Genomic DNA, 15,873 nt, shown 5'->3' with positions numbered 1-15,873 from the left:
TTAATCCTAAAATACCTTGGCTATACCGCTTGCCACGGCATTTGCCTGTTGTTCGAAATACTGTTTATGTAACCACATTGCGCGCGCTAGATTGTAGTCGCTGTTATCTGCGTGTGGTAAATAGTGCATTCGTAGCGCAATAGCTTGCGATAAGCCATTGCGCTCTATGCTATCCACACGCGAGGCTAGTTTTTTACCGTAATATTAATTTTCGGTACTAATACCTCATTCACTTTTCCTGCAAGTAACCCCGCAAGACCCGGAACATTAATAATTGCTAATAAATCTTCTTTTTGCTCACGAGCCACAATTGTAAGTAGATAATCTTTGATTGGGGTCACTTTATTGTCAGTCGTAATGTCATTCATCATTTGATCATATGCGCTATTGTCGCGGACAAACGTAAATTCAAACCCTTCGACATTGACTTTGACTGAGTCTTTAAGATTGCCAGTAAGTTTATTTAACAAAGTTTGGGCGTTGTTTTTTTCCATTTTTAGTTTCCCTTTTGGTTTCTGTTTTGGTTGTTGAAATCTGTGATGCACTTGTTCATCGCTGTGTAAGCCGTGGTGCATATTTCAAGGCGGTCTAACGCCTGATTTAAACTATCTGCCAAATCTCCATTGGTGCGAATGTTTACGTTTAACGGTCTACATTCGGTTGTTTGTGGGCAAATTAGCTGTAAATTATTTACTTGTGGCTCTGTGGTTGAGCACGCCAGCAACATCATCAGGCACGCGGCCATAAGTCCAAATTTTATTTTCTGCATTGTTTAGCACGTCCTTTAGTTGTTGCCGGCGTTGTTCGGCTTTTTTGTTAGCTTGATTGAGTTGCGCTGTTAATTCTGCATTTTGCATTTCGTAACGTTGCAACATCACTTTATTTTGTTCGATAGTTTGTTCACTTTGTTTTAATAAAAGTGCGGTGGTTTCTGCCTGTTTTTTATAGTGCAGTGTCGATCCAATACAACCAACAAACACAATAAAAAATGCACCAATAAACAATAATTTAAAATGCATTATTCCCCCAGACAAATTGCCTTTTCTTTTGTGCGGCGCATTTGTAAGCCTTTTAATACTCGACCGCCCGATTTGTTGAAATCAGAAATGTGATTACACATTAATGACCAGTCTTGCGCTTTTGCCGCACGATAAATCGTTGTAGGTAATGTCATACCATGTTTTTTACTGTAATACCGCTTGATATTGCTACAGCCTAAATTAAAGGCTAAAGACACCATGGCATCATATTGCCCTTGATTCATCTTGCGCCCATTAAAATCAGCATTAATGCAGTTTTCTGCCTCTTTAATGTTTTGGCGTAAATCAGCTGCCACTTCATCAATAGTTAAAATCTTGGTTTTATCCACGTTATGTGTATTTCCAACACCATTAGTCCATACATCGGCAGGGCATTTATATGGATTGCGCACACAGCCTTCCAAATTAACAATCATGTAAACGGCTTGTGGGCTGACTTTGTTTTGTAATTCTTCCGATAAATCTTTTTGTTGAGCAAAAAAAGCAGTAGCAACAGCCGCCGCAGAACATAAAATCATTGCACCAAATTTTTTACTCATCACTAATTCCTAATTTTTTCGCCTCAATTTTCGCCGCCAACATTTTGTAGGCTAATTCATCTTTACGTGCTTGCACGTCTTCTTTGTATTTTCGGTAAGCAATCCAAACCGAAGCCGCACCAAATAAAATACCGAATATTGCTGCCCACTCATTCAATGTAAGTCCTGATACAAAAGCAACGATAGATGCAACAAAAGGCTGAGTACTATCCATTCTGTTATTCATAATAAAAATCACCTTAAAGCATTTAGGAAACTGACCGCACTTGCTTTTTTATAATTGTTGTACGTCAGAACGGCCAGCACCTAAATTCGGTTAACCGATAAGATCACGTGTATCTTCGTCGGATAAATAAGGCACACCATTAATGCGCACGAAATCCGGGCTTGTGACAAAATATTTCAATTTTTTTGTGCTTTTCGCACCGCCTTTGGGGTCGATGTTTAGCACGTCAGTTAAAATAATTTTGTTACCGTAGGTTTCCACTTTGTCGCGCACACCGCCTCGCATCGCGAAGAAGGTAAAATCTACTTCCGGCAAGCTACGATAACTGCCTGCACTTGCTGCAGCCTGTGATAATTTTTGAAAGTTTTTTGAATCGAGCTCAATTTCACCTTCTGCAGCTACATCACCGCTTACCCAACCATCAGGAATACCACGGGTTAAAGCCACAGCACTATTATCACTAATGGATAGATTCACTGATTCCACGTGGATCGGAAAGCCCATCATGTAGAAATCAAAACTCATTCCGCTGATTCGTTCCATTTATTAATCTCCTAAGGTTTCTAAATCTAAGAAAATGTTTGCCGTAATATCTTTCGGGCAATCGTAAGGGCGCACTTTGATGTAAATCGTCACCTTGGTTTTGCTTTGCCACACAATCGTGATGGCATCATCTTTTGGTGGCATACATTCGCCAGGAAAATCCTTGCCGTTGATGGTCGCAGATTTGCTCATATCGCGCATCGGTTTGGCAAAATATCCTTGGTGATATGCGGTACTTGATGTTGTGGAGTTAAAAGAGCGGTCAGCAATTTTTGTGATAGCCAATAAACGTACTTTACGCGCGACTTTATCCACTACTCGGACGTTTTCGATCACTTGATAATCGCCGCCTTCCACGTCTAATGTGCGACCGTCCGCCCAGTAGTAACCGTCATAGTCTGGATACCACATCGGCACAGAATAACGTGCAGTTTCAAGTGATTTTAAATGCGCAAGGGTAAGCTCATTGCCATCTTTGTCTAACGGTTTTTCGGCACTGCCTAGGCTCACTAACGCGCCTGTTTGTACCCGTGCAGGGCTATCTGCCACCGTCACGGCACGATTTGCCAATCGCCCTGCCAATACGCCCGCCTCATTGCCGAATAGTAAAGGCACAAGGCAAACGTGATCGGCGACAATGGTTTGTTGCAAAGTGGTAAGTTTCTGCACATATTGATCCCATGTTTCGCCATCAGATTGATCATGATTAATACCTTGTACAGCCTGGATAAAGAAAGTACGACGACCGAATTTAGCAAGTAGTTCTACGTAGCATTCTTGCAATTTCCCAATACTTGCTTTATCTACGCCTAAATATCTGGTATTGACACAATATTCAAAAGAGGCGGTTTGATTGGCTTTTTTCACACATTCGACAAAGTCATAGCCGTCTTCTTGTGCGATATACACGTGTGCGAACCAGTTTTGCCCAGCATTAAGCATGGCCGCACGCACTTGTTTTTTTAAGTCGGTATCGGTTTCGCCAAATACTTTGTCAAAATCAGAATCGGGCGTTAATGCCAATAACTTTCCTGGATTAACGGTGCCTACGCCAACAAATAATGCGTGACGTTCAATTTCCTTGGTTTCGCCACTTAACTGATTAAGGGCGTTAATTTGTACAGATGGGAACATTCTTTACTGTCCTCTTATTGTTGTTTTTGAGTATATTTTTGAATTTCCGCCAGGATAATCTTGGCGTTTTCTTCTTCACGTGTATCTAAGAATGAGCGTTTTTCCGTTGGAATTATCCATTGCGTTAAATGTCTACTTGGATTCATACCGTTCTTTTCTTCCAGTTTACGAATAATCAAACTGGCTTTCGCACGTGATAAGGTGCTGCGGATTTCGCTTAATGTCGGCTTGCGGCGTTTGGCCTTGCCGTTTTTTGTTTTACCGTTTGCCACGGTATAACCTAAATCTTTTAATTTCTTTGCTTGGCGAAGGGTGCAAGGGTCTGCCCCTATGCCACCTTTATTTTTGCCAGTAAATTCCGTTTTTTTAAATAAGTGCGGAATTCCTTCTTGGTGTTCTTGCGCAATTTCGCCTGTTCGTTTTTGTTTATAAAACAATGCGCCTTGTGCTTTTTCTGCTTTACTATTGGCTAACTTTGCAATTCGGCGTAGCATTTTTGCTGTGCCGTTTTTTCGTTTCTTCCAACTTCCGCCCATTGGGTTACGTTGGTTTGCCGCACTTTTCACTGCTTGGCGTTTAATCATTTGCAAAGAGCGGATTAAAATTTCACGTTTTTTCTTATCGGGCAAACTGATGATTTCAAGATCTTTCAAGAACTTCTTTAAGTCTTCTTTATCAATCCCCATTCGGATATTCATGTTCAACCCTTACGACAACGTCAATTTCTTCGGCCGTGAAAACTTCAATTTCATCTAAACGATAATTCACACCATCAATTTTTAATTCGCCCTCGCTATCTTCCATTGCTGTCAGTGGCTCACGGAAAGCGATAGTAAAGATTAAATCTGCCGTGTTATCGTCGATAATGTCTAAATCAAATGGGATTTCACTTTCATCCAATACATCACGCATTGGATCGTTTTCGTTTACCCACACTTGAATATGCGCCATTAAATAAGCGGGAGAAATTTCATTAAATGGTAAGGCTTCAAAGTGAAAGATACCGTTATAAGAAAGATGACAGACTTCAATGCCGTTTTCGGTCACTTGTCGCCCTTCATTCAATAATTTGCCGTCTTCAATCCAGCTGTAAAAATTCCCGTGATAACGTTTCGGCAATTTTGTGAGTAAAAACTCCGTCAGTTGCTGATACAGCATTTTCTTTACAGCAGCCATACCGATCCCCGCTTTTTACCTTTCAATGTGCGGATAGCGTGGGTTGCTTCTGCCAATAGGCTTTTTTGCTCGGCCACGTATTCGCGGTTTTGGTGAATTTCACGTCCTGAAAGGGTGTTAAATTCTGGGAGTAACTCCGCTTTGGCGCGGGCAAATACCGCTTTTTTGTACAAGGTTTCGGCATAATTTTCGCCATTAATCCACTGTGTTGAAATTTCTTGCACAGAATTGACCGCACTTTTACGGTGATTTTCTTCAACCTCGGCAAGATCTAAATTAACGCCTTGCATGGCGGCAATGAGTGCCGTTTTCACCATTTCCACAGGAATTTGTAATGGAATGGCGCGTTGCTTTTGAAACTCTTCAACATAAATATCCGACCAAAAGCCGTTATTGGTGATGACTGTATCATCGTAATCTTGTGTTCTGCCGTTAAACATTGCCTTCCTCGTTATTTTGGAGTGGGCGGGCGGTAAGTTTTTCAATAACAAGATCAAAATCAATTTGCTGTTTTTCCAAACTCAAGCCCGCCACTTGGGGAAGACTGTTCGGGTCGTAATCGCCCGATTTTGCCAATGCGTTTAAACGCATGACACAACGCTCAATCATATTTTTTACACCAGCTTTCTGATTGAGTTGGAAAGCGCGGTTACATAATTGAATAGCCAGCACAAGTGTTTCGGCATCATCAATGCCACTGGCTTGTACTTTGCCTTGTGAACTGCGTAAAAGCAGTGCCGCCGCTAATTTGAGCCACTTCGCCGTGACAATTTCGTGCAACTTCCACAGAGTCGCCACGTTTTTAAAAGTTTGTGTAAAATATGGCTCCACGGATTGACCCGCTGCGGCGGTTTTATCTGTCCAGTTGTAAATTTGGTCTGCGACAAAGTTTGGCAATGTGGTTTGCCACCCTTGTGGCATAGATTGATTTTGCTGAATTGCTTTTTCAGCCAGTGACAAGGCTCGGTCAAAATCAGCAATGTCAAACAAATACACAATGCAATAAACCAAGTAATCATTCTGATAAATTGCCCCTTTATCTAAATATTCATTCACAAACGGCAACCACTTTGGCAAAAATCGGTTGCGTTTATAGTCTAATTTTTCGGCACGTGTCGGGAATGCGCGTACTGCGTTCACATCATTTTGTAAGGCGATTTCAAGCACGGCATAATCATTACCGTGAGTCGTAACCGCACTTTGTTGTGTATTGCTCCCTGATACTTGATTAATGTCTGCTAATGCCTGCATTTGGCGTTGAAAATCTCGCATTCCCATTTGGATTAGTTCCTATTCTTCGGTATCTAATTTCACGTTTTTAAATTCGATTGCGGCGAATTTGCCTAAGTCTTCCACGGCGTAAGCCTGATTGCGGTAATAGCTATCTTTAATCGCTTTTGAATCTTGATCATCACGGAAACTACGACGAATTGAACCTTTTTGCGTGTAAATGGATAAGTTATCTAAACTTGTCACAATCGCTGCGCGACCTGGCATATTAGGTACAATCATTGCTGGCATACCGCCGAAGGTTTTCATCAGATCGTGGGTGGTGAGTGCAGCTTTTTCTGTCGCGATCAAGCTGTTACCGCGATAGACTACGCTAGCCTCTTTAGCCACTAAATCTGCACCAACCAAGAATACTAGATCCCCCGCATCACGATGACGTTCGTGCAACCCTTGTTTTAAATCGTAGGCTAATTCATCTAAATTTTTATAATCTGCATTTTCACCAAAAATGCGGATTACACCATCAACTTTACCCTTAGTTAAAACTTGGGTAGGTTTGTTTTCGCGGGCAAACTGCATCCAACCTTTGTTTACATCTTTGCCTTGTGGGTCTTTTGTCGTTTTACCCACGCTTTCGCCATAAAAACCAATCATGATTTCATCAAGCGCGATTTGGCGTTGCACATAATCCGCCCACATTTGCGCGAATTGTGGCGCAAGATGCCCCCATTGATCTACGCGAGCCCAAGGGATCAATACGCCAGAATCTGTTTCAACGCATTCATAGCCATAGCCTGATGGATCAACACTACCATAATGACGTGCGTTTTCTTTGCGACCAGTAATAATGCCCTCTGTTGCACCAAAGATTAATTGGCCTTTTGCATCATCTACTTGCACGTAGTTAATTTTTTTCAAGAAGTCCGCTTGTTTTTGGATGTTGCCTAGTAAGTGGGTTTCTTTTGGCGTTTCAATCGCAAAAGACTGACCATTTTCTAAACGGGTTACGTCTGCACCGTAATAACCAGCAACATCTTGTAAAAACTGCTTAAATACTTTTTCTGTTTCTAATTTCATTGTTTACACCGCCACATTAAATGTTTTAGTTTCCACTGGTGTGCCATTTGGCACTTCGGTTTGTTCTTGGCTTAATTCGTTGAATTTTTTATCCAACGCCTGAACCGTTGTTAAAAGTTGATTGAACTGCTCTGCTGTTACGCTTTGCGGCTGTTCATCTTTCTTTTCTTCTGGTTTGTTTTCCGGTTCTTTGGTTTCAGGTTTGACTGAAAAATGATTGTCAATTTTTGTGCCTAAACCATTCACCGCATCAATTAGTTGCTCGAACTGTTTATCGTTCATTGCATCGTCCTCTTTATTATTGTTGTTATTGGGAGTTGGTTGTTCTTCCGTTTGGGTGGAAGATGAAAATAACTTTTTAAAAACATTCGCTAAGGTGCGTAATGCCTTTTCTTCTTCAACATCTTCTTTTGCAGAAAAATCTACTTTGATAAATTCACCGCAAACACTGCCTTTTTGTTCAACATTGAAAAATTTTAATTCTGTGGTACCTACGGATGCCGGGGAATCTGTTACACCTAAACCTGATAAGTAGGCTTTTCCGCTGTTGCGGAAATTCGGGGTAATTTCAATACTGGTGAATAAGTATTGTCCTGCACGGTTGTATTCGATTAATTCTTTATTGGGTGCGATGATGGCAAAAAGTTGAGTTTCGCCTTTTTCGTTTTCTTCGGCTTTTAGCTCAATGACCTGCCCCATATTGAACCAACGACGATGTTCTGGCCATAGATTCGCAGTGTAATGTTCTGGGTCGTAGGTTTCTGCCATTTCGTGCAACTCTTGGGCGGTGATTTGGCGACCGTCCACGGTGTAGCCCGATGTGGCGATACAAATAAAATCAGTTTTTAGTTTTGATTTGTTCATTTTAGAAATGCCTGTGTTTCGCTTTGTTTGCGTAAGTGCCGCCATTTTTGCCGATCTTTTTTTCAAAATCACGGATCAAAACTTGGATATATTCGGATATAGGACTGAAATAACTCCTATCCGAACATATCCAAATGTTGCCATTAAATTTTTGCTGTTTTTGTTGCCACAATACGTCCAACAAAACAACAGCAAGATAAAAGATGACGGAATCCAAGCTAAGAAAAAGAAAAACAAAACGCTACGATGACGAAGTGATTTATGCGGCAAAGTTTTTGTATTTAAAAAAATACACGCCGAAAGAGATCGCTGAAGAATTAGGTTTAAATAGCACACGCCCGATTTACTATTGGGCGGAAAAATACAACTGGCGCAATTTAATCAGCGAAAGCGGGATTGAAGAATTAATCGCGTTGCGAATTATCACGCTGACAGAGCGTGAAAATAAAAGCGTTCAGGAAATAAAAGAACTAGAAGCCCTGATCGATAAAGATATTCAGTATAAAAAGCAACGTGCCGCAACGGTAGCTAAAGTGACAGCAAAAAGTGCGGTCAATTCTGCGGACGTTTCTGGCAATGAGCGCGCCTTTGCTGATAGTGGTGACGGCGATGAACGCAAGAAGAAAAAACGGGTTAAAAATGATATTTCCCACGTCACCCCCGAAATGTGCCAGCCTTTTATTGATTCGTTGTTTGATTATCAAAAACATATTCGTGCTAACAAGCACAATGATGTGCGCAATATTCTGAAATCGCGCCAAATTGGGGCGACCTATTATTTCAGTTTTGAGGCATTAGAAGATGCGATTTTTAGCGGTGACAATCAAATATTCTTGTCGGCAAGTAAACGACAAGCGGAAATTTTCAAAAATTATATTGTAAAAATGGCGCGCGAATATTTCGCCGTTGAGCTAACCGGCAACCCGATTATTTTAAGCAATGGTGCTGAACTGCATTTTTTATCGACCAACAAAAACACGTCACAAGGTAACAGTGGTCACGTGTACGGCGATGAATACGCATGGATTCGAGATTTCCAACAATTCAATGATGTGGCCTCTGCGATGGCAACACACGCGAAATGGCGCGAAACCTATTTCAGCACACCGTCTTCAAAATTCCACGAATCTTATTCGTTCTGGAGTGGCGACAACTGGCGAGATGGAGACCCTAAACGCAAAAACATTCCATTCCCGACCTTTACAGAATTGCGCGACGGTGGGCGACTTTGCCCCGATGGTCAGTGGCGTTATGTGGTGACGATTGAAGATGCACTAAAAGGCGGTGCCGATACGTTATTTAATATTGATAAACTGAAACAACGCTATAGCAAATATGCCTTCAATCAGCTTTATATGTGCGTTTGGATTGATGATGCAGATTCTATTTTCACCATTCATCAACTTTTAAAATGTGGTGTAGATATTTCGAAATGGAAAGACTTTAATCCGAAAGCGGATCGCCCTTTTGGTGATCGTGAAGTTTGGGGCGGATTCGACCCCGCACACAGTGGCGATGGGGCTAGTTTTGTAATTATTGCCCCGCCTGCGTTACCCGGTGAAAAATATCGTCTGCTTGAACGCTATCAATGGAATGGACTTTCCTATGTCTATCAAGCTAATCAAATTCGCGCCCTTTATGAAAAATACAATATGACCTACATCGGCATAGATGCGACGGGTGTCGGTTATGGAGTTTATGAATTAGTGAAAGAATTTGCCCGCCGTGCCGCCACTGCCATTATTTACAACCCCGAAAGTAAAACAGGTATGGTGCTGAAAGTGCATGATTTAGTTGAGCATGGGCAAATTGAGTGGAGCGAAAGCGAATTAGATATTGTACCGAGCTTTTTAATGATTAAACACCAATCAACCAAATCTGGCAATACGATGACGTTCACTGCTGAACGTACAGTCAAAACACAACATGCCGATGTGTTTTTTGCAATTTGTAATGCTATTAATAAAAAATCTTTAAGTGATAAACCGCGCAAACGTCGTGGATGGAGTGTATTAAGTGGAAACTAATGTAAAAAAAGACAGTAAAAAAGGGATTTTTATTGCACCGATAAATGACCGCACTTTTTCCTTGAGTGAGATCACAGCCTCGCCAGCATTGGATTATGTCGGTATTGGCTTTGATGAAAATTATAACTGCTATTTACCCCCAGTGAATCGTCATGCACTGGCTAAACTACCTCATCAAAATGCACAACATGGTGGGATTCTGCATAGTCGTGCCAATATGGTGAGCGCCCTCTACGAAGGTGGTAAAGCATTATCTCGTATGGATATGCGCGCACTTTGCCTTAACTTAATTCAGTTTGGTGATGTGGGGCTTTTAAAAGTGCGTAATGGGTTTGGGCAAGTGGTGCGTCTTGTGCCGTTATCTAGCCTTTATTTACGCGTGCGTAAAGATGGCGGCTATTCCTATTTAATGAAAAAATCGCTTTATGATACAGCACAAGAAATCTATCGCTATGATGCTAGAGATATTATTTTTATTAAACTTTACGATCCCATGCAACAAGTCTATGGATCGCCCGATTATGTAGGCGGTATTCAATCGGCATTGCTAAATTCTGATGCGACTGTATTCCGACGCCGCTATTTCAGCAATGGTGCGCATATGGGCTTTATTTTGTACTCCACGGATCCCGACTTAACCGAAGAAATGGAAGAAGAGATCGCAAGAAAGATCAGTGAATCTAAGGGAGTTGGAAACTTCCGTTCCATGTTTGTGAATATTGCTGGCGGTCATCCTGACGGGTTAAAAGTGATTCCTATTGGCGACACTGGGACAAAAGATGAATTTGCGAATATCAAAAACATCTCAGCACAAGATGTGCTAACCGCACACCGATTCCCTGCAGGTTTAAGCGGCATTATCCCAACAAATACGGCAGGATTAGGCGACCCCTTGAAATATCGTGAAGTGTATCACTATGATGAAGTAATGCCATTACAAGAGATTATTGCAGAAACAATAAATCAAGATCCAGAAATCAAAAACTTATTAAAAATTAAGTTCCGCGAACAAAATTTCGCAAAATAAATCTTTGTTTTTAACCTGTACAAAAAGCCATTCATTGATATAATTATTTGCAGTTATTTTTGTGATGGCTTTGGGGAAAATGGCAAGAACAACAGATATTTACTGCACTGTTTGCAATTCAAAATCAGTAATTGAAAGATCTGAACGCATACACAGTGAATTTACTCGATATTATTGTGCATGCAAGAATCCCCTGTGCGGTCATCGTTTTGTCATGAATATGGAATTTGGGCATACCACACGCGCCAGTAAGCTGACAAAAGACAAATTGCTTGAGCTTGTTTTGGGTAAATTATCGGACGAAGAAAAAGCCAATTTGAGAAAGATATTAGATGATGAAAAAAGCCGCTAGAAATAGCGGCTTTTATTTTTATGCAGCAAGTAACTTATTTGTGGCAATCTGTGCCAAAAAGTTGCTTCTGTTTTTATATTCTGGATGCGTAGCTACAAAGCTATCAATGCGTTTAATTAGAAGACTAGGCAAGGTTACATTGATTTTTTCGGCTTTCCCCATTAGATGCGTTAAATCTACATCCACAAAACTAAACGTAAAGCCTTCATACTCTGGATTTTTAACGTGCTCTTGTAATGATGTTGGCTGTGGGATTTCCTCTCCATCTTCTAACATGCCTTCAATATGGAAAGCAATTGCCTCTTTTGCGTTGATGAATGCTTCTTCTAATGTATCACCCGCTGAAAAACAGCCTGGTACATCAGGCACAACCACACCGTATGCGTGATTTTCATCGCCCATTTCTATTCCGATTGGGTATAACATAATCTTTCCTTACTTATTATAAAAAATTGAATAATCAAAAATAGTTTCAATAAAGGGGGATTTTTAAATCCCCGCTTGCTTTAATATTGATTTTACCGTTTTTATTGGTAAATCCTTTTTGGGATGTGGAACTGTAACTCGTCCTTTCTTTGTTGGATGCTTAAATTGATGGTGACTACCGACAACATTTACAAGATACCAACCGTCATCCTCAATTTGTTTAATTATTTTTGCACTATTCATTTACCCTCTTTCTTATTAACTTACGGAGTTATTATAACTCCTCAATCTTTAATTTTCAAGTTTTTTAGAGTTATACGGGTTATTTTTTATTATTTAATTCTTTCATCGTATGCAATGAAACATAAGACGACTTCAAACTGCCGTAAGGGGCTTTGGGCTCAAATAGTACAAGCATTTGTGGCTTGTTATTTTGGTCTGTTTCTTCGCCAGTTTCGTTGTTGATGAAAGGGATTCGTGAATTAGTGATATACACGATTTCTTTTGCGTTGCGTACACACATATCAAACCATTTTGTCGAACCATCTACATTAAGCAACATTACCACCGTCTTGTTATGTAACACGCTTTGCTGGATGGCGCGCAACACAAACGGCAACGGGTTACTATAAGGCGGATTCATCCAACAATAACGTCCTTGCCAATCTGCTGTTAGCGTGTCTTGTTCTGGGCTGATAAAGTTTTTCACTTTGGTGTTGTGTTCCATGGCGCAAGCATCTAGATCAAATTTGATGTTGAAATATTGTTCTGCATAATGAAATACCCACCAAGGTGTGGCCCATAAGTCTTTATCTGATTTTTTGGTGTTGGATTTATTCATTTTTAGTCTCTATATTTTTTTATATCTTTTATCTCTTTATCTATAGCATCTCTTAGGCTATGCCCATCGGTAAACCACATTTCGTTAAAGCAAAATTCAACACCGCCATCACGAACCTGAAACCAATATTTCTCAATAAAATCAAGTCTTTCTTTGTCTGTAATTTCTTTTTCCATTTTTTAATCCTCAATATCTGATTTTTTGGTGTTAGATTTGTTCATTTTATTTTTCCTTTGACTTGTCTTTAATTTCACAAACAAGCGGATTATTATTTTTATCCACTGCCACAACGACATGACCGTTATCTGTGACTAAATAACCAACATTGTGAATACATATTTCATTGATTATTACATCTGGATAATTCGAATGTTTGCCAAAAATGCCACCAGAAAACGGCACAATATATTTTTCTGCCAAACAAGGAAAAGCCACTAATATTGCAAAAAGTATCATTGATTTTTTCATGATTATTTAAACCCTATGTATATTCACTTGCTTTCACAACCCTCAAATTATCCACATATCTAATTTTTTCGCCGTTTGGATGTGACCAGCGATAACCAAATACTTTAATTTTTAGTCTTCCATCTGGCATTTTCTTTAATATATTACAATGCATTAAAAAATAGATTTTTGAACGGCTATTAAGCGAATGTTCACATGTAAAATAATGTTCCCCATCCCATTCTTTAGGTTGTTCTTTACAAATTCTGTAATTCATACATCTCCTAAAGGATACACAACACCCACATAAACATCCCAATAATCCCACCAATCATTCCACTGGCAAGCCCTAACAATACATTGCCGAATCGTTCGGTTACGATTTGGCGCTTGATATTAATCGCTTGTTCTAAAACATAGGCTTTTAAATTAATTCTCTGAATAGATAGTTTCGCTCTTAATAAGTGAACGCGTTTTTCTAAATATTCGATAGTTTCTTGCAATTCCGCATTAATTTGACCGCACTTTTCCGTGCGTTTTGCCGCTAAGATTCGGCGGATTTGTTTCTGTTTTCTTTTATTCATTGCGTTTTCTCCTATTGAATACGTTGGCTTTTATGAAAATCTTTGAGCTTTTGAAGGTTTCTTGGCACAGGGGAAAGCGACGTCATCATGTTTTGATTCCGTTTCACTAACTGCACATCATTTTCGGTGAGTTCTATGGCTGTATATTTATCTATGATTAGCCGTTTGTACTTGAATAAATAGTCTAATTTTTGTGCGCTAAGTGGTGCGCAGATCGATTGTGTCAGTAACTTGATCTTCTGCTCAATAATTGAGCGGTTACAGTTACTGACACAAGTCCAAGGCGCACTGCGTGCGCTATTGTTAGCGGTTGAGCTACGCTCAACCATAGATTCTGCGCGTTGTGCAAAATCTTGTGGGCGTTTTTTAATTTGCCATTTTTTGGTGCGTGAAATGACTTGTTTTAAGCTGAATCTATTTGCTAAACCAATAATGGCTTTGCGTTGTTCGCCATATTTATTAGCAGGTTTAGTTTCATAATCGAGCTTGATAGGTTGATCAGTACGTTTAGCAAGCGCACCACCTTGAATTTCCATATATGCCGCATAGTCATTCGCGATGCCTGCGGCTGCTTGGGCTTTATTGATAATTTCATCATCTGCTTGACCGCTGATTAATCGGCGCAATTCACGCCAAACAGAAATTGATGCGCCCCCGTAGAATTGGAACTGACGAATGTTCCAACGGCTCGCCCATGCACGAACGCGCAATGCGTTGTCGTGTAGGCTTAGTGTTGGGTCTTCATCTGAGACTTCGCCTGCAAGGGCGAAACCGTCAATATTTTTCGCAATGTATTTTGCAATGTAAGCCGTTGCGCTACCTTTTGTTTTATCGCATTCTTCCACCTTGCAACGGTGTTCTGCTGCGCCTTTCTCATTGCCGTCTAACTCTAGGGCTTTTTGTTTAAATAAGCGGATGACTTCCTCTTTATGTTCTGCTTGAACATAAAATAACGCATGCCAGTGTGGTGTGCCGTCTTTGTGCGGCTCTGCCACTCGCATACCGTAAAATTTAATATTACGTTTCGACAATAACGCACGGAACTGTTGCCACACTTTGTTTAAATAGTTTTGCGTATCTCGTGGATTGACGCCCGACCATTTTTTATTGCCGTTTCCTGCGTGGAATGATGATGGCGCAGTAAGCGTCAAAAATAAGGCTTCATTGTTGTTTTCTTCTGCCCATTCTTCCAAGCCACGCAAGCGCACCATCATTTCATTTCGGCGTAATGCGGGGTTGGAGGATGATTTTAAGAACATATCGAAAAGCTCGACCTGTTCTTCTGGGTTGTCGATGTTTTCAATAATCATGGCGCGCAAGTAATCGTGATTCTTGCGTTGCTGGAGTTGCCATTCCTGGAAACTTTGATTGGAAATATAACTGGCGGCATTGGCGCGCACCTCGCCACAGGCAATAGCGATATGCTCGACCATACGTTTTTGTACGTCTCGCATTTGCTTAAACCACCATTTTTCGCACGTAAGGCGAATTAAAGTGCTATCAATGCGTTCGGCTTTGATGCGTTTGTCATTTTCGATTTTTTCCCAGTGAGGAATTTTGAAACCGGCAGAAAGGGCAATTTCACCACACCATTTATAGAGCTGATAGAAATAGCCTTGAATATCGCTCTCGTTGTCGTTTTCAATGCCATTTTTTAAAAAGTGGGTGCAATCAAATTGGAATTGAGTGAACGCTGTGGCGATTTGGTATGCCATTGCTTTCAACTTACTTTCGGTGATTAAGTAGAAAGGTAGCTGCTTCTGCTTTTGTTGGATGCCAAATACTTGAAAACGGAATCCGCTGTAATGCAACTCATTGTAGTGTTTTGCTAGCTCTTCACGTGTTGGCACGGTGGAGAACTGCACGGCTTGTTGCATTTCATCTTTAACGGACAGCAACCATTGCGGCGTGTTGATGAACGCTTGCAAAAAATCGACGTTCACGTTGTATTGTGAAAAGACTTTTTGTAAACGCACATCTAAGATATCGCGTAAATAATCATTGGCGTATCGACGTTGTTTATTGCCGAGGGCAAATGCAATTGACCCATCGTCTTTTACAGAACGATAGGCTTTAATGTAAAGTTTACGGAAATATTCTCGCTGACGTTGGCGTGGTAAGCTTTTAAGTTTATTTTCGATGAACTCAAAATCAGCTGGATTAGTGGCAAACAACTCCAACTGCAGTGGTGTGTAACAGCTTTCGTCAAAAGGCAGAAAAGAGCGGTCAAATTTATGCCCATTCTCTGCCGCTTGATGGCGTTCACAGGCAACCGCCGCCATGTGTGCATTTTTGGCACTGACGGTGTTATCACGTTGCTGTTCCCACATTGATTGCATA

General features: G+C 40.6%; 25 protein-coding genes. 3 read left to right on the top strand and 22 right to left on the bottom strand.

What is annotated here, in order from left to right:
* Nucleotides 1-6 precede the first annotated feature (6 nt).
* From A9500_RS10725 to A9500_RS06145, 14 genes are all read right to left on the bottom strand, one after another.
* A complete protein-coding gene (locus A9500_RS10725) occupies nucleotides 7-177 on the bottom strand; it encodes a hypothetical protein (protein WP_158004197.1) in 171 nt (56 codons plus the stop codon).
* A gap of 8 nt (nucleotides 178-185) precedes the next feature.
* Nucleotides 186-494, bottom strand: a complete 309-nt coding sequence (locus A9500_RS06200) for a putative phage tail assembly chaperone (protein ID WP_065244401.1) — start codon at nucleotides 492-494, stop codon at nucleotides 186-188.
* Between the two features lie 2 nt (nucleotides 495-496).
* Nucleotides 497-727, bottom strand: coding sequence for an Rz1-like lysis system protein LysC (gene lysC / locus A9500_RS10995; RefSeq protein ID WP_373554055.1), 231 nt, complete (start codon nucleotides 725-727; stop codon nucleotides 497-499).
* Nucleotides 687-1,034: a hypothetical protein gene (locus A9500_RS06195; RefSeq protein WP_065244283.1), complete on the bottom strand. Its 348-nt coding sequence runs from the start codon at nucleotides 1,032-1,034 to the stop codon at nucleotides 687-689. Before A9500_RS06195 ends, lysC begins: the two co-directional genes overlap by 41 nt.
* Complete coding sequence (locus A9500_RS06190; protein ID WP_065244282.1) at nucleotides 1,019-1,579, bottom strand: lysozyme; 561 nt, start codon at nucleotides 1,577-1,579, stop codon at nucleotides 1,019-1,021. The genes A9500_RS06195 and A9500_RS06190 overlap by 16 nt, the downstream gene beginning before the upstream one ends.
* A complete protein-coding gene (locus A9500_RS06185; protein ID WP_049355445.1) occupies nucleotides 1,572-1,805 on the bottom strand; it encodes an HP1 family phage holin in 234 nt (77 codons plus the stop codon). The genes A9500_RS06190 and A9500_RS06185 overlap by 8 nt, the downstream gene beginning before the upstream one ends.
* Nucleotides 1,806-1,895: 90 nt before the next feature.
* A complete protein-coding gene (locus tag A9500_RS06180) occupies nucleotides 1,896-2,348 on the bottom strand; it encodes a DUF2597 family protein (RefSeq protein WP_049355444.1) in 453 nt (150 codons plus the stop codon).
* Between the two features lie 3 nt (nucleotides 2,349-2,351).
* A complete protein-coding gene (locus A9500_RS06175; protein WP_065244281.1) occupies nucleotides 2,352-3,482 on the bottom strand; it encodes a DUF2586 domain-containing protein in 1,131 nt (376 codons plus the stop codon).
* 14 nt (nucleotides 3,483-3,496) lie between these two features.
* On the bottom strand, nucleotides 3,497-4,180 hold the full coding sequence (locus A9500_RS06170) for a hypothetical protein (protein ID WP_065244280.1): 684 nt from the start codon (nucleotides 4,178-4,180) through the stop codon (nucleotides 3,497-3,499).
* The gene (locus tag A9500_RS06165) at nucleotides 4,158-4,658 is read right to left on the bottom strand and encodes a phage tail protein (RefSeq protein ID WP_065244279.1); all 501 of its coding nucleotides are present in this window, start codon (nucleotides 4,656-4,658) and stop codon (nucleotides 4,158-4,160) included. Before A9500_RS06165 ends, A9500_RS06170 begins: the two co-directional genes overlap by 23 nt.
* Complete coding sequence (locus A9500_RS06160; protein WP_065244278.1) at nucleotides 4,646-5,098, bottom strand: head completion/stabilization protein; 453 nt, start codon at nucleotides 5,096-5,098, stop codon at nucleotides 4,646-4,648. Before A9500_RS06160 ends, A9500_RS06165 begins: the two co-directional genes overlap by 13 nt.
* Entirely contained in the window at nucleotides 5,091-5,936 is an 846-nt protein-coding gene (locus tag A9500_RS06155; RefSeq protein WP_065244277.1) for a terminase endonuclease subunit, read from the bottom strand. Before A9500_RS06155 ends, A9500_RS06160 begins: the two co-directional genes overlap by 8 nt.
* A gap of 12 nt (nucleotides 5,937-5,948) precedes the next feature.
* Nucleotides 5,949-6,965 (bottom strand): phage major capsid protein, P2 family, encoded by a 1,017-nt coding sequence (locus tag A9500_RS06150; protein ID WP_065244276.1) that lies wholly within the window; start codon nucleotides 6,963-6,965, stop codon nucleotides 5,949-5,951.
* A gap of 3 nt (nucleotides 6,966-6,968) precedes the next feature.
* On the bottom strand, nucleotides 6,969-7,829 hold the full coding sequence (locus A9500_RS06145; protein ID WP_065244400.1) for a GPO family capsid scaffolding protein: 861 nt from the start codon (nucleotides 7,827-7,829) through the stop codon (nucleotides 6,969-6,971).
* A gap of 203 nt (nucleotides 7,830-8,032) precedes the next feature.
* On the opposite strand from A9500_RS06145, the gene A9500_RS06140 reads away from it, so the two are divergent.
* From A9500_RS06140 to A9500_RS10510, 3 genes are all read left to right on the top strand, one after another.
* Nucleotides 8,033-9,856 carry a terminase ATPase subunit family protein gene (locus A9500_RS06140; RefSeq protein ID WP_065244275.1) on the top strand — a complete coding sequence of 608 codons (1,824 nt, stop codon included), beginning with the start codon at nucleotides 8,033-8,035 and terminating at the stop codon, nucleotides 9,854-9,856.
* Nucleotides 9,846-10,883: a phage portal protein gene (locus A9500_RS06135; RefSeq protein ID WP_065244274.1), complete on the top strand. Its 1,038-nt coding sequence runs from the start codon at nucleotides 9,846-9,848 to the stop codon at nucleotides 10,881-10,883. Before A9500_RS06140 ends, A9500_RS06135 begins: the two co-directional genes overlap by 11 nt.
* 79 nt (nucleotides 10,884-10,962) lie before the next feature.
* On the top strand, nucleotides 10,963-11,235 hold the full coding sequence (locus tag A9500_RS10510) for an ogr/Delta-like zinc finger family protein (RefSeq protein ID WP_083180369.1): 273 nt from the start codon (nucleotides 10,963-10,965) through the stop codon (nucleotides 11,233-11,235).
* 18 nt (nucleotides 11,236-11,253) lie between these two features.
* Here A9500_RS10510 and A9500_RS06130 read toward each other — a convergent pair whose 3' ends face one another.
* From A9500_RS06130 to A9500_RS06100, 8 genes are all read right to left on the bottom strand, one after another.
* Nucleotides 11,254-11,661 carry a type II toxin-antitoxin system HicB family antitoxin gene (locus tag A9500_RS06130; RefSeq protein ID WP_065244273.1) on the bottom strand — a complete coding sequence of 136 codons (408 nt, stop codon included), beginning with the start codon at nucleotides 11,659-11,661 and terminating at the stop codon, nucleotides 11,254-11,256.
* A 63-nt stretch (nucleotides 11,662-11,724) separates the two neighbouring features.
* Complete coding sequence (locus A9500_RS06125) at nucleotides 11,725-11,904, bottom strand: type II toxin-antitoxin system HicA family toxin (protein ID WP_065244272.1); 180 nt, start codon at nucleotides 11,902-11,904, stop codon at nucleotides 11,725-11,727.
* A gap of 79 nt (nucleotides 11,905-11,983) precedes the next feature.
* Nucleotides 11,984-12,502 carry a phage N-6-adenine-methyltransferase gene (locus A9500_RS06120; protein WP_065244271.1) on the bottom strand — a complete coding sequence of 173 codons (519 nt, stop codon included), beginning with the start codon at nucleotides 12,500-12,502 and terminating at the stop codon, nucleotides 11,984-11,986.
* Between the two features lie 2 nt (nucleotides 12,503-12,504).
* Nucleotides 12,505-12,678: a hypothetical protein gene (locus tag A9500_RS10720; protein WP_179854560.1), complete on the bottom strand. Its 174-nt coding sequence runs from the start codon at nucleotides 12,676-12,678 to the stop codon at nucleotides 12,505-12,507.
* 46 nt (nucleotides 12,679-12,724) lie between these two features.
* Nucleotides 12,725-12,970, bottom strand: coding sequence for a hypothetical protein (locus A9500_RS06115; RefSeq protein ID WP_065244270.1), 246 nt, complete (start codon nucleotides 12,968-12,970; stop codon nucleotides 12,725-12,727).
* 13 nt (nucleotides 12,971-12,983) lie between these two features.
* The gene (locus A9500_RS06110; RefSeq protein ID WP_065244269.1) at nucleotides 12,984-13,226 is read right to left on the bottom strand and encodes a hypothetical protein; all 243 of its coding nucleotides are present in this window, start codon (nucleotides 13,224-13,226) and stop codon (nucleotides 12,984-12,986) included.
* A 7-nt stretch (nucleotides 13,227-13,233) separates the two neighbouring features.
* Nucleotides 13,234-13,533 carry a hypothetical protein gene (locus A9500_RS06105; protein WP_065244268.1) on the bottom strand — a complete coding sequence of 100 codons (300 nt, stop codon included), beginning with the start codon at nucleotides 13,531-13,533 and terminating at the stop codon, nucleotides 13,234-13,236.
* An 11-nt stretch (nucleotides 13,534-13,544) separates the two neighbouring features.
* Nucleotides 13,545-15,872 (bottom strand): replication endonuclease, encoded by a 2,328-nt coding sequence (locus A9500_RS06100; protein ID WP_065244267.1) that lies wholly within the window; start codon nucleotides 15,870-15,872, stop codon nucleotides 13,545-13,547.
* Between the last annotated feature and the right edge of the window lies 1 nt (nucleotide 15,873).

Source organism: Haemophilus sp. CCUG 60358, from assembly GCF_001679485.1.
Lineage (GTDB): Bacteria > Pseudomonadota > Gammaproteobacteria > Enterobacterales > Pasteurellaceae > Haemophilus_D.
The sequence above is the reverse complement of the archived record's forward strand: the minus strand, read 5'-3'. Positions and strand labels throughout refer to the sequence as shown.